This window comes from Brasilonema octagenarum UFV-OR1 (assembly GCF_963888615.1).
GTDB classification, from domain to species: domain Bacteria; phylum Cyanobacteriota; class Cyanobacteriia; order Cyanobacteriales; family Nostocaceae; genus Brasilonema; species Brasilonema sennae.
On sequence record NZ_CAWPKW010000328.1, the window covers coordinates 1 to 13,925 of the forward strand.

The 13,925-nt window shown below is 43.1% G+C and carries 11 protein-coding genes; 6 read left to right on the plus strand and 5 right to left on the minus strand.

The window, feature by feature from the left end; genetic code table 11:
* Positions 1 to 224: 224 nt before the first annotated feature.
* A complete protein-coding gene (gene mgtE / locus AC5590_RS29490; protein ID WP_169266855.1) occupies positions 225 to 1,625 on the minus strand; it encodes a magnesium transporter in 1,401 nt (466 codons plus the stop codon).
* Positions 1,626 to 2,195: 570 nt separating this feature from the next.
* Here mgtE and AC5590_RS29495 point away from each other — a divergent pair.
* Complete coding sequence (locus AC5590_RS29495) at positions 2,196 to 3,479, plus strand: helix-turn-helix domain-containing protein (RefSeq protein WP_348982732.1); 1,284 nt, start codon at positions 2,196 to 2,198, stop codon at positions 3,477 to 3,479.
* A gap of 67 nt (positions 3,480 to 3,546) precedes the next feature.
* On the opposite strand, the gene AC5590_RS29500 is transcribed toward AC5590_RS29495, so the two are convergent.
* Complete coding sequence (locus tag AC5590_RS29500; RefSeq protein WP_169266856.1) at positions 3,547 to 5,091, minus strand: mercuric reductase; 1,545 nt, start codon at positions 5,089 to 5,091, stop codon at positions 3,547 to 3,549.
* A gap of 307 nt (positions 5,092 to 5,398) precedes the next feature.
* Between AC5590_RS29500 and AC5590_RS29505 the strand changes: the two genes are divergently transcribed.
* Both AC5590_RS29505 and mtnC read left to right on the plus strand, forming a co-directional pair.
* A complete protein-coding gene (locus AC5590_RS29505; protein ID WP_169266857.1) occupies positions 5,399 to 5,917 on the plus strand; it encodes a pentapeptide repeat-containing protein in 519 nt (172 codons plus the stop codon).
* Positions 5,918 to 6,009: 92 nt separating this feature from the next.
* Entirely contained in the window at positions 6,010 to 6,738 is a 729-nt protein-coding gene (gene mtnC, locus AC5590_RS29510; protein ID WP_169266858.1) for an acireductone synthase, read from the plus strand.
* 37 nt (positions 6,739 to 6,775) lie between these two features.
* Here the strand turns inward: mtnC and AC5590_RS29515 are convergent, their stop codons facing one another.
* Complete coding sequence (locus AC5590_RS29515; protein WP_169266859.1) at positions 6,776 to 6,952, minus strand: type II toxin-antitoxin system antitoxin; 177 nt, start codon at positions 6,950 to 6,952, stop codon at positions 6,776 to 6,778.
* 3 nt (positions 6,953 to 6,955) lie between these two features.
* Positions 6,956 to 7,897: an SPFH domain-containing protein gene (locus tag AC5590_RS29520; RefSeq protein ID WP_169266860.1), complete on the minus strand. Its 942-nt coding sequence runs from the start codon at positions 7,895 to 7,897 to the stop codon at positions 6,956 to 6,958.
* Positions 7,898 to 8,088: 191 nt separating this feature from the next.
* Here AC5590_RS29520 and AC5590_RS29525 point away from each other — a divergent pair, with 191 nt between their 5' ends.
* Together AC5590_RS29525 and AC5590_RS29530 are read left to right on the plus strand one after the other, a co-directional pair.
* Positions 8,089 to 9,324, plus strand: coding sequence for an LL-diaminopimelate aminotransferase (locus AC5590_RS29525; protein ID WP_169266861.1), 1,236 nt, complete (start codon positions 8,089 to 8,091; stop codon positions 9,322 to 9,324).
* A gap of 1,078 nt (positions 9,325 to 10,402) precedes the next feature.
* Positions 10,403 to 10,810 (plus strand): retropepsin-like aspartic protease family protein, encoded by a 408-nt coding sequence (locus tag AC5590_RS29530; RefSeq protein WP_169266862.1) that lies wholly within the window; start codon positions 10,403 to 10,405, stop codon positions 10,808 to 10,810.
* A 39-nt stretch (positions 10,811 to 10,849) separates the two neighbouring features.
* Here AC5590_RS29530 and AC5590_RS29535 read toward each other — a convergent pair whose 3' ends face one another.
* A complete protein-coding gene (locus tag AC5590_RS29535; protein ID WP_169266863.1) occupies positions 10,850 to 11,992 on the minus strand; it encodes a BMP family ABC transporter substrate-binding protein in 1,143 nt (380 codons plus the stop codon).
* Positions 11,993 to 12,221: 229 nt separating this feature from the next.
* Here AC5590_RS29535 and AC5590_RS29540 point away from each other — a divergent pair, with 229 nt between their 5' ends.
* A complete protein-coding gene (locus AC5590_RS29540) occupies positions 12,222 to 13,721 on the plus strand; it encodes an acyl--CoA ligase (RefSeq protein WP_169266864.1) in 1,500 nt (499 codons plus the stop codon).
* Positions 13,722 to 13,925: the final 204 nt, after the last annotated feature.

Genomic DNA, 13,925 nt, shown 5'->3' on the forward strand with positions numbered 1-13,925 from the left:
CAAGAGCGCTGGACTCACCAGATGCCTAGGTCGGGAAACCCTCATCAAGCACTGGACTCACCGTTAACTGTCACTTGAGATGATTTGACTCGCTGGATAATAACGCGCATATCTATAGGAATCCGGTGTGTAGGCACTTATAGGAGGGAACAGGGAACAAGCAATTGATGACTGATAAGTGATCGCTGGTAACTGGTAACTGGTAACTGCTTTGTGAGTGTTTCTCACATTTTTAAAATAACCCGTGCCAAGTTAAAGTAAATCAACACACCTAAGACATCCACAGCTGTCGTGATAAAGGGTGCTGACATCAATGCTGGATCTAAACGCAGTAGGCGGAACAAAAACGGGAGTGCGGAACCAGAGACGGAGGCTAAAATAGAAATAGCTACAAGACTAGTTCCAACTGCGATCGCCACCTCTAAATTATTTTGCAAAAAGAAAGCCCATACTGTGGCGATCGTTCCCAATATTGTTCCCAGCAATGCACCTGCGAGTGCTTCCCTTCCAACAACTTGCAATGGTTTCAAAGCACCCATTTCATCAGTGTTCATTCCACGAATCACCACTGTGGAGGACTGCGCCCCAACATTCCCACCAGTACCAGTGAGCAAGGGGATAAACGCCGCCAACGTTACCACTTTCGACAAGATATCTTCTTGAGATTTAATAATACTTCCTGTAACAGTGTTGGTCACAAGTAAGACTAACAACCAGACAACTCGCTTGCGAGCCACTGAAATTAAATTTGACTGAAAATAGCCGTCACCTCGTGATTGTACTCCACCACCCAATGTGTAGATATCTTCAGTTGTTTCCTCTTGTAGGATATCTATGACATCATCAACGGTAATAATACCAACAAGACGCTGTTCTCGATCCACCACAGGTACAGCAAGAAAGTCATATCGTTGTATCATCCTAGCGACTTCTTCTTGGTCTGTATCGGTGTAGACAAACACCGCTTCTTGAGTCATAACATTGCCAATCTTTTCCTCTGCTTGAGAAGTCACCAAATCCCGTAGAGACAAAATTCCAGTCAACCGCTTTGCTGCATTAGTAATATAGAGATAATAAATCATCTCGCTCGCATTATTGACGCTGCGAATCCGCTCCAAAGTTTGAGCCACTGTAAAATCTTCTTGGAGCAAGATTAACTCTGGCGTCATAATCCGTCCAGCAGTTCCTGCTTCATAACCCAACAGTAAAGATGTTGCTTGGCGTTCGTTGGGGCTGAGTTGTTCTAGCAATCGATTAACGATTGTTGCTGGTAATTCGTCAAATAACCTCGCTCGGTCATCTGGCGACATTTTTTCAACAATATCAAGAACTTCCTGACTTTTCAATTCCTCGATCAGCCGTTCTTGGACGCTATAGTCAAGATATTCATAAACAATGATCGCTTCTTGTTTAGAAAGCAAGCGAAATGCCAAAGCATGCATTGCTTTTGGTAAACCTTCAATTGCCTGAGCGATATCTGGAGCCTGTACAGGTACCAAAATCGCTTTTGCTTCCTGCAAGTCCCCCGCTTCCAACAGGATTTGCAATTGAACTGTGACTATCTCTGGCAATTCTCTGCGCGATACGTCTTGCAGGGTAGATGTCACACCGTTTGGAGTTTGCATAAGATACAACTAGGGTAATAATGCGAAATAGTCTACTTTACCTAATTTTATAGATGACAACTGGTCTTGTATTAATCTGCGATCAGAGAGGTTTAGAATTGGGAATTTAATTTAAAGGTTTTGTCATAAATCTTAGGATTAAGTGGACAAATTAACCGTAAGATCTGTTATTTTTTTAATAGAGTGGAATTTTTGGCGTTTTCACTCCAATACAAAGGCAGTGTTGGGCTTAGGTGTACTACTGTTTTTTTTAAGAAATTTTCAACAATTTCTGACAGATGTTTGAAAAAGGGGTTTTAGGAAGTACTACACACCAACACTGTTTTTGAAAAATCTTGTAAAAGCTTAGGATTTGCCGAAAATTCTTAATTTTGAGTGGAGGAAATAAATTTTAGTCAAAATTACCACTCATGAAAATAGAATTTTATCATTGAGTGGCTTAGCGCAAAAGAGCAATTTTTAGAAGCAATTGCTCTATATATTTTTTGACTTACAGTGTGTCTGTTCTAAACTTCATTTTTACCTTAGATTTTTTGTTTAAGCTTGAAAGCTGTGTAGAGGAAATCAACAGTGAATATAGACAAATTAGAAATAGACCAATTTACCAAACGCGTGTCAGGAATGCACAGGCGTTTAACAGATTTATACCAAAATCTAAGTACAAATCCTGTTATACCAGATGTACTACCGCAAACTCTTATCGAACTTGGTAGCACCTCAGAAATTGTCAATGTGGCTGTACAGGAACTTTATCAGCAAAATGAAGAACTGTTGCTAACACGAAACTTGTTAGAAATAGAACGCCAACGCTACCAGGATTTATTCGAGTTTGCACCAGATGCCTATTTAGTGACAGATATGTTAGGCATAATTAAAGAGGCTAACCATACTGCGGGGACACTACTGAACGTCTCACAGCAGTCTATGCTGGGCAAACCAATAATTAACTTCGTAGCGCTTGAAGATCGCCAAAACTTTCGCGGCTACCTGAGCCAATTAGCGGAATCCAAAAAACCAAAAGAGTTAGTCCTACATCTTCACAAACGCAATGACGAGTTATTTGACGCCGCCATAACAGTGGGAGTTATCCGTAATGAGCTACGTCAGCCAATAGGACTCAGGTGGCTAGTGCGTAACATAAGCGATCGCAACCAAGTAGAATTAGCACTGTTGGATCATGACTCCGACGTAACTCAAAACAAGCTTTGGCACAAATGTAGTAAAGGAGACTTTCTCCCTCTCAAACCAGGCATGATTTGGTATATATGTGAAGGTTATGTTAAGCTAAATACACTGTATGAAAGCGGAGAGGAAGTAATCATTGGGTTAGCAGGATCTGGAATGGTTTTTGGTTCAAATCTGACCTCGCTACAAGCTTACCAAGCAACTGCTCTATCCGATGTGAAACTAGTGTCAATTCACCTTGCAGAAATTGCAGCTTCACCAACGTTGAGTCACATACTGTTACCAAAAATCAATCAACGGTTATGGCAAACAGAATCTTTTTTGCTGATTGCTGGTAGACGACGGGTACAAGATAGGTTTGAGCAATTGTTACTGCTTTTAAAACAGGAAATTGGTCAAAGCGTGCTAGAAGGAACTCGCTTGAATATTCGCCTGACTCATGAAGAACTTGCCAGCGCCTGCTGCACAACTAGGGTAACGATTACACGACTTATGGGTAAGTTACAACAACAAGGCAAGATTGGTTTGGATTCCAATCACCACATTATTTTGAAAGATACAGCAGAATTCAGCACTCAGGAGTCAGCAAAAGCTAGCACTGTAGGAGGATCTGCCGACCTAGGGTTCTGGCGTTCAGAAGTAAAAAGGGCTGATAAGTTTGCCTTTTAGACCTCAGTACTGTACTTCATTTAGTTGCAATGTGCTGTATATACTTTAAAAGTGAAGGTGAATAAAGTCAGGAAAACTTTCTCACCCAGGCTAATAATCTTTTGGTGTTTGGTGTGAAGGCAGTCGAGAGATAATAAGCATCTGCTGCCTTCCTAATGGCTTCAGCCTGAGTTGGATAAGGATGAATCACTTGACTCAGTTTAGTCAAGCCAATATTACCGACAATTGCCGTTGTGATCTGTGAAATCATCTCACCTGCATGACGCGCTACTATTGTTGCGCCCAAAATTTTATCAGACCCCTTTGAATGGTAAATTTTGACAAATCCTTCCTCTTCTCCATCCGCAACGGCGCGATCTACATCAGTAAAAGGAATTTTAATCGTCGCTACATCAATACCCTTCTGTTGCGCCTCATGTTCATACATTCCCACATGGGCAATTTCTGGATCAGTATAAGTTACCCAAGGCATGATTAAACTGCTGAGTTTCTGGCGTCCCAAACCAAACGGAGAAAACAGTGCATTTCTAATGACTATTCGGGCTGCAGCATCAGCCGCATGGGTGAACTTCCAACTCATGCAGATATCACCTGCGGCATAAATTTTTGGATTCGTGGTTTGAAGGTAATCATTCACCTTCACACCCTGTCGCTGGTCGTATTCTACCCCCACTACATCTAAATTCAGACCTTCCACATTTGGGGCGCGTCCCGTACCGACTAAAATTTCATCTACTGTGACAACATCTTGCTTACCATTGCAGGTAAAATAAAGTGTTTTACCGTCCTGGGTCTTTTCCACGTTTTGTATCTGGCTATTTAGCACCAAGCGAATGCCTTCTTGGGTAAAGACTTTTTGGACAATATCGGCGGCGTCAGTATCTTCTTTATTTAACAGATGAGAATTTTTGTGGAAAAGTATCACCTCACAACCTAGGCGTCGAAAAGCCTGTGCTAACTCGCAGCCAATTGGACCACCACCAATCACAACTAAACTGAGTGGTTTTTGAATCAAAGAAAAAACTGTTTCATTAGTCAGATAACCCGCCTCTTCAATTCCTGGGATGGAAGGTTGTATGGGTCTGGTTCCTGTAGCAATAACCGCTTTTTTAAAGCGGAGAGTCTGGTGATCAACTTTTATAGTATCACTGCTAGAAAACTGAGCGTTCCCTAAGAAAACATCCACTCCCATGTTTTGGAAACGTTTTGCTGAGTCATTATGGCTGATTCCGGCTCTAACTCGTCGCATCCGTTCCATAACTTCAGAAAAATCAACATCAACATATTTCGACGTACGAATTCCATATGCTTTGGCATTCCAGATTTCACCAACCACACGAGAAGACCGGATCAAGCACTTGGATGGTACGCAACCAAAATTCAAACAATCCCCACCCATAAGGTGCTTTTCAATCAAAGCTACTTTTAAACCCCCAGCCACAAGCGCCGCACCTCCAGCCGCTACTAATCCGGCTGTACCTGCACCAATAACCACTAAATCATAACAATCAGCAGGTTGAGGATTGACCCAATCCAGTGGATGTACGTAAGAAACTAATGTCTGGTTATACTCATCTACAGGGCGAATTGTCACTCTTTGGAGTTCTGACATTGGTGTATCTCCTTCAAGAATTGATCATGCAAAAGTCTTATGAGTGTTGCTTTTGCGTGGTAAAAATTAGACTGTTAACTTCACAAGGATGACAACCTTTGTACTTGCTTGTAAGTTATAAAATTGACAAGCAGTTACAAAGCATTTCCCTACTAGACAAGGGAAGATGGAATTTTAATACTCTGATTCCAATTTAAGAATACTATCTCCAATCACCAGATCAAATTAAAATGTGACATTGAGATGATCAGCACCAAATTCAATCAAGCTCTATCAAAGTTAATATCTGAAGTAAGGTATTTATATAATGAAGCGAAAAGATAAAACTCGGTTACAGTCTATTTTCAGTGTCCTGCTCCTGTTTTTGTTAACTCTTTGCGGATTACTGTTGAATCCCGCCGCTGTTTTAGCTCAGGAGAATAAGGTTAATTACACGCTCGCCAACTTAGAACATCAAGATTTTTCCAATAAAGATTTACATGGAACGTCCTTTGCAGGTGGAATTATGCAGGCGGCAAACTTCCAAGGGGCAAATCTAAGTGGAACTATTCTCACTAAGGGATCGTTCCTGAAAGCAGATTTAAGCGGAGCGAATCTTGCAGAAACATTTGCTGATCGCGTGATCTTTAGTGAAGCGAATTTAACCAACGCCATTTTGACTGATGCCATTTTCACCAGCAGTCACTTTTTTGATGCGGTGATTACAGGAGCAGATTTTTCTAATTCAATTGTTGATGCTTACGAAGTGAAGTTGATGTGCAAACGTGCTGATGGAGTTAATCCTGTGACAGGTGTGTCAACCCGTGACAGCTTGGGATGTAGCTGAATAATCAGTTATCAGTTACCAGTTATCAGTTACAACAGAAAATACGGATCTGTTTCTTTTGTTAACTGTTTACTGTTCACTGTTCACTGATTATGAGCACAGGCTACTCTAATACCGCAGACGTTATCCTCTTGGATATTGAAGGCACAACAACCCCGGTTGACTACGTCTTCGGGGTGTTATTTCCATTTGCCCGCGACTATGTAGCTGATTTTCTGACAACTCATCAGCAGGATGCACAGGTGCAAACTGATTTGCAATGGTTAAGGCAAGAGTACGAAACTGATTTGGCACAGGGGTTGTCAGTACCTGATTGGCAAGAAACGGAGGTGACGGGGGCTGTTCGTTATATCCACCATTTGATTGCTATTGACCGCAAATCGACAGGGTTAAAATCGTTGCAGGGTAAGATTTGGGATCAGGGGTATCGGGATGGTACATTGCGATCGCAAATGTTTGCAGACGTAAAACCCGCATTTGAACGCTGGACAACTGCTGGCAAACGGCTGTTTATTTTCTCATCTGGCAGTGTGCAAGCGCAACAACTCCTGTTTCGCCACAGTGAGGTGGGAGACTTGACTGTTTTTATCAGCGGTTACTTTGACACCCAAACTGGTTCCAAAAAAGAAGCCGAGAGTTATCGCAAAATAGCTGATGCTATCGGAATCGCACCAGAAAAGATTCTCTTTATCTCAGACGTCACTGCTGAACTGAAAGCAGCTCAAGTTGCTGGAATGCAAACGCTGTTTTCCATACGACTGGGGGATCATTCGTCGGATTCGGAAGGGTTTGCAGCGATTCACAATTTTGATAACGTTTGATGCCTTTTACAGTAGGTGTATAAAATATATTTCGCTCTCACTCTTGCTCTGATTTACCCTTGTCTTCCTTCCAGCGTCCTGCTTTCTTGACAGCGTCAGTTAACAGATACTCGATCTGTGCATTCACGCTTCTTAGTTCATCTGCAGACCATTTCTCCACAATCTCGTAAAGTCTCTCATCCAGACGTAACAAAAATCGTTTTTTTTGTCCCATTTCTTAATTATAAAGTGTTCCAGCATTGATAACGGGTTGGGCGGTTTGCTCAGAGGTGAGGACAACCAACAGGTTATTAATCATAGAAGCTTTGCGCTCATCATCCAAATTCACCATTTGTTCTTGACTGAGACGATTCAACGCTTCATTCACCATCCCCACTGCACCCTCGACAATCTGCCGTCGCGCATCAATTAAGGCTTTTGCTTGCTGTCGTCGCAGCATCATTTGAGCGATTTCTGGTGCATAGGCAAGATGCGAAAGTCGTGCTTCAATCACTTCTACACCCGTTACTTCCAAACGGGCTTGGAGTTCTGTTTGCAAGGCGTGAGCGATTTCATCAGGAATTCCGCGCAGCGAAGGAGTTTGTGTTTCATCTGGACTGTCGTAGGGATATCGAATCGCTAAAGACCTAATCGCGGTTTCACTTTGAATGGCAACAAATTCTTCATAATCATCGACTGCAAACTTTGACTTAGCTGAATCGAAAACCTGCCAGACGACAACCGCCGCAATTTCAATCGGACTTCCTTCAGCATCATTGACTTTGATGATTTTGCTGTTGAAGTTACGAACCCGCAGCGAAATTTTTTGCTTGCTAGCAAAGGGATTTGTCCACCAAAAGCCCGATTCGCGCACAGTTCCCATGTATTTCCCAAACAGTACCAACACCACCGCTTGATTAGGCTCAACGCTAAAGAATCCTGATAGCGATGGGATGATAACAACCAGGAGTGTAGCCGCCAACCAAGCAATAAACTCTGCAACGGTATCGTCACTACCGATAAAATCAGTCACTTTCAAACCTCTTGCCAGTAAAGCTTCTAACCCCTGCACGCTAGATCGAAGATACCACCCTCCTAGCAGCGTGAGCGCGACTACCACAGCCAAGATGATGAAGCCGTTGACCTTGAACGCTGGAAATTCTTTGATTTTTTGTTCCATAGTTTTTATCAGCTAGAGTGATATCATGATGATACTACTGAAATATCAAATTTGCCAAAGTGCTGAGGTTCTTAGTAAAGCATCTGGCGTTCTCCCAGCCTAGGTATCTGTCCGTCCCACTCCGCGCGTGAAGTGGGCTTTCTGCTGCGATACTGTAAGCTGTTTATTTATGACATTTGTATCAAACTACTATGGCAACAATTAACGACAACTACCTCAAGCTCAAAGCAGGTTACCTGTTCCCGGAAATAGGGCGACGGGTGAATGCCTTCGCTCAAGCCAATCCAGATGCTAAAATAATCAAACTCGGGATTGGTGATGTTACAGAACCACTGCCGGAAGCTTGCCGAACAGCAATGATTAAGGCGGTTGAAGAAATGGGCGATCGCGCTTCATTCAAAGGTTATGGTCCAGAGCAAGGCTATACTTGGTTACTGGAAAAAATAGCTGCCCAAGATTTTCAAGCGCGAGGATGCGAAGTTGATGCATCGGAAATCTTCGTTTCCGATGGTTCCAAATGCGACACGGGCAACATTCTCGACATCTTTGGTAACAACAACATTATCGCCGTCACAGATCCTGTTTATCCTGTATATGTAGACACAAACGTGATGGCAGGAAATACCGGATCAGCAAACGATAAAGGCGAATTCGAGGGCTTAGTTTATCTGCCCATTACCGCCCAAAACAACTTCACTGCTGAGATTCCTTCTCAAAAAGTGGATTTAATTTACCTGTGTTTCCCAAATAACCCCACAGGAGCCGTTGCTACGAAAGAACACTTAAAAGCATGGGTGGACTATGCTAGAGCAAATGGTTCCATCATTTTCTTCGACGCAGCTTACGAAGCTTATATCACCGATGCGGAACTACCTCACTCCATCTACGAAATTGAAGGAGCGAGGGAATGTGCGATTGAATTTCGTTCTTTCTCCAAAAATGCAGGCTTTACCGGTACCCGCTGTGCGTTCACCGTTGTCCCGAAAAACCTGACAGCAAAAGCAGCCGATGGTTCCGATGTGGAACTGTGGAAGCTATGGAACCGTCGCCAGTCTACCAAGTTTAATGGCGTATCTTACATTGTGCAACGTGGAGCTGAGGCAGTTTACTCCCAGGAAGGACAAGCGCAAATAAAGGAACTGATTAGCTTCTATTTGGAGAATGCCAAAATTATTCGCGAGAAACTCACAGCCGCAGGATTAGCAGTTTACGGTGGAGTGAATGCACCCTACGTTTGGGTACAAACTCCAAATAGTTTGTCCAGTTGGGATTTCTTCGATAAGTTGCTGCACACTTGCAATGTTGTAGGTACACCTGGTTCTGGGTTTGGTGCAGCCGGGGAAGGTTACTTCCGCATTTCCGCTTTCAATAGTCGGGAGAATGTGGAGGAGGCGATGAAGCGAATTACAGACAGATTCACGTCCTAATGGTTTCGACATGATTTAAAATTGTTAGTGAGTGTTTATCGTTTTGCGGTAAATGCACCTGTTTCAAAATCAGCAAACACTAAAGATTGACTGTCGGTAGTGTTTGCTTTTTTTATTCACTTTCAAAAGCTTCAAGTTGTGAGTAACCGTTCACAGGATTTGATGCTATAACCGCCAACTGCCAGTTAGGGGTCTTTGAGCCAGTTCTCGCTACCGCCAAATAAGGGCGCTGCTTCCTGAGTTGCGTCACTTTCTTGCCCCCTGAACGGTTACTACAGAGCTTTTTTGGTAACCATGAAGTCATTATCAAACGCAATGTTGTAGAATTTCGCGAATAAAGCAATCAAAACCAATTCTTTGCAATCACGGTTAAGCCTTCACGATTGTACGTTTGGAATTAATCCTTTTCCTTGGCTCCTGCTAGGTTTTTACTTTTGTAGTTTCAGTTACTCAGTACCTAATTTGATCACTCTGGTTGTTCGATAAGTAAACTTTTTTTTCAAACAGTTTTCATTCTTCCTTGCACTGTAGTAAAGTTTATGTACACCTTTATCTAAAGAAAGGCTATTTTCTCTTATTGAGGAAATATATAGGACTCCTATTTCATTTTTGCGAAGCTTCGTACACCTCAAAGAGCCTTATTTCCTGTTAAGCGTTAAGAGTTCCCTATTGCCTTCCTACGCAAGTACTTTCACCAAATAAAACCGGATTGCTATACAACGACAAATTGTTTAATATCAAATTACATTGAGCTTGCACAGAATCTTAAAGCTTTAAGATGCCTAGGAATTATAGGGAAATCACTGTGGAAGTAATTTCCTATTGTATGCAGCCTCATTGTAAAACGATATAAGCAATCTTTCAAGACCAATGTATTTGGCAAAGGAATCTGAAAGGTTCTACAGAATTCCTATTTGATTTTTATCAGCTAGGAACAGTTTATGCTAAGCGTCCCCTATTAAGAGTTCCCTAGCTCAACTAGTCAGTTCAGAAACAAAACAGGATTCCTATATCCCGTTTCTTTGTAATAGAAAATATGGTTTGTTGATTGACTTAATATTTCTGCGGAGTGTTTAATATGGAACTAGCCTTGTTGGTTTTATTGATGGCTATGGTGATTCATTTCCCACGTAAGTCTGGACCAGCCATAATTAAACGGGAAAGCGATGACTTACCAAGAATCAAAGCCACTTTCAATGACGATTATCAACAAGAGATGATTTTGGATACAGGTGCTTCTGTCACCACCATCACCCAGAATATGGCAAAAACGTTGAAAGTAAAACCAGTAGGTGAAGCCGTTTTCACACTCGCTGATAATAAACAAGTAAAAATGCCTCTCGCTGAAGTAGAATCGATAGAAGTTGGTGGAGCGAAGGTTGAGAATGTACTGGTTGCAATTGGCAATGTTCCTCTGCTGGGACAAAGCTTTTTTGGAAACCACGAAGTCATTATCAAACGCGATGTTGTAGAATTTCGCGAATAAAGCTATCAAAACCAATTCTTTGCAATCACGGTTAAGCCTTCACGATTGTACCTTTGGAATCAATCCTTCAATTCCTTCTACATACCAATCCATTGCTAGTTGTTCCCTATCACTCAACACCTGACCGTTCGGGACTCGCAGCACACCGTTTTGGTCTTTGACTGGGCCATCAAAAGGATGTGCTGTACCTTTAATAAACTCATCACGCTTCGCCATCACCAATTGTTGAACATCTTGAGGAATTACAGGATTCAAGGGCGAAATATCCACCATTTCTTGAGCAATTCCATACCAAACTTCTTCAGACTTCCAAGTACCATTGATAATAGCCAAGGCTTGCTCTGTATAAAATTTACCCCATTGATTCACCGCTGACGTTAAACAAGCTTTTGCACCAAACCTACTCATATCAGTGTTGTAGCCAAAAGCATAAATACCCTTTTCCTCTGCTAGTTGAATCGGGGCAGCAGAGTTAGTATCTTGTGTTAGGACGTCTGCACCTAAGTTAACCAAAGCTTGCGCTGCTTCTCTTTCTTTGGCTGGATCATACCAATTCTCAACCCAGACTACTCTTACTTTTGCTTTCGGATTCGTCTTGCGCAGTCCTTGCGTAAACGCGCCTATTCCTCGAATCACTTCAGGAATTGGGTATGAACCAACAAAACCAATCACATTCGATTTTGTCATTTTACCAGCAATCATGCCAGTTAAGTATCGCGGTTCTTCAAAGCGTCCCAGATAAGTACCGACATTTGTAACGCGTTTAGGTCCACTACATTGCTCAAAACGAACATTGGGAAAATCTTTTGCTACTTCAAAAGTTGGGTTCATGTAGCCAAAAGAAGTCGCGAAAATTAACTTATTACCTTCTAACGCCAATTGACGAAGAACCCTTTGGGCGTTGGCATCTTCACTCACATTTTCCACAAAAGTGGTTTTCACCCTTTGCTGAAGATTTGCCTCCATTTCTCTGCGACCTAAATCGTGGGCATAAGTCCACCCAGCTTCACCTATAGGTTCAACGTAGATAAATCCTACCTTAAGAACTTCGTTCGCCGCCATAGGTGAAGCCCAGACAGGTACTTCACCCTGTGGTTGAGATTTACCGCCTTGGTTACAACCAGCAAATGTAAAGCTAGTTCCTGCTAAAGTGGCATACTTTATAAACTTACGACGCTCCATAAATAAAATGTTAAGATATTGCCGCTCCTAGCGTGTCCTATAGTAGCAGAAATTGCCGTAATTACAATCACGCGTGAACTCGTGTGAATTGCTAATTTCATTGGTTTACTCAGTAGCAAAATTTACATATTCACTGTATATGAATCACGTATTGCTCAATCAACACAAATATGTGATTAGTTAGATTGACAATCAACCGTGATTCCCCTGGCTACTCCAGGTGTTGTCTATGAATATATTTCAGCTTTTAGCAGGGGAAGACGATCATCCAGCCTTGGTTGCACCAGAGGGATCAACACTCACCTATAAGCAACTGCGTGAGAACGTGGTCGAACTGGTATCCCAACTCAACAGTTTTGGTTTGCAACGGGGCGAACGCATCGCCATAGCCATGTCAAACGGGGTACCTATGGTACTCAGCTTTCTTGCGGCGGCTTTATGTGGTACTGCAGCACCACTCAATCCAAAATACAAGCAAGAAGAATTTAGCTTTTATTACGAAGATACTCAGGCAAAAGCGTTGATTACGCTGCCTGACGTGCCAGAAGCCGCAATTGCCGCTGCTACGCCCGACATGATACACATTCATGCTCAGGTTACCGAGAATGGCACATTAAACTTTGAATTAGTGAAACCAGCTTCCGGGCAAGGGAAATCCTTGGGCAATCAAGAGTTTCCCGACTCCAACGATGTGGCAATGATTCTGCACACCAGCGGTACCACGAGTCGTCCCAAGCGAGTCCCGATTCGGCATCGTAACTTGATTGCTTCTGCTAATAATATTATCGGTGCATACTCACTTTCGCCAGCTGACACGACACTCTGTTTAATGCCTTTGTTCCACATTCACGGGCTGGTGGGGTGTATGCTGGCAACTCTGGCATCTGGCGGAACGCTCGTCATACCCGATGGTTTCAATGCTCTAAGTTTCTGGAAACTGGTGGAAACTTATAAACCCACTTGGTACTCGGCTGCACCTACCATGCACCAAACAATCCTAGCCCGAGCTAGCCGCAATGAAGCCATTATCAAAGCGAACCGCTTCCGCTTCATTCGCTCTAGCAGCGCTCCCCTTGCCCCTGTCATTATCGAACAAATGGAAGCAACGCTCAATGCTCCTGTCTTAGAATCTTACAGCATGACCGAAGCTGCTCACTTGATGGCGACTAATCCGTTACCGCCTAAAGTACGTAAACCGGGCACGGTTGGCTATGGCTTTGGTGTGGAAGTCGGTATTATGGACGAAGATGGCAATTTAGTGCCTCAAGGAAGCTTGGGCGAAGTTGTGGTAAAAGGACCAAATGTAATTGATGGCTACGAGAATAACCCACAAGCTAATGCCACTGCTTTTGTGAATGGTTGGTTCCGTACTGGCGATCAGGGGACACTGGATGCTGAGGGGTATCTGCGCCTGACTGGACGGATTAAGGAATTAATTAACCGAGGCGGTGAAAAAATTTCTCCACTAGAAGTAGATGATATACTGCTGCGTCATCCTGCAGTTGCTGAAGCCCTTGCTTTTGCCGTACCTCATAAATCCTTGGGAGAAGATATTCACGCGGCTGTCGTCCTTAAGGGTGAAACCAGCGAAAAGGAACTTTTGGCTTACTGTGCAAGCCTATTGGCAGACTTCAAAGTCCCTAACCAAATTCACATTTTAGATGAACTACCCCGTGGAGCGACAGGGAAGTTGCAACGGCTGAATATGGCGAAGTTGCTCAAGCTATAGCAATCCGCGCATCATAAGCCCTGCCTTGCCCGCTGCGCGTTCGCTCTTAGCGTGCGCTTGCGCTTACGTGAAATTCTCTCTTTTCTCTTTTCTTGGCGTCCTATGCGCTAAGGCGCACGCTACGCTAAGGCGACTTGGTGAGTCCAGCCCCCGTCTTGGCGGCTTCCGTCACGTTCGCGTAGCGTCTCCGCAGGAGTTTGGGGG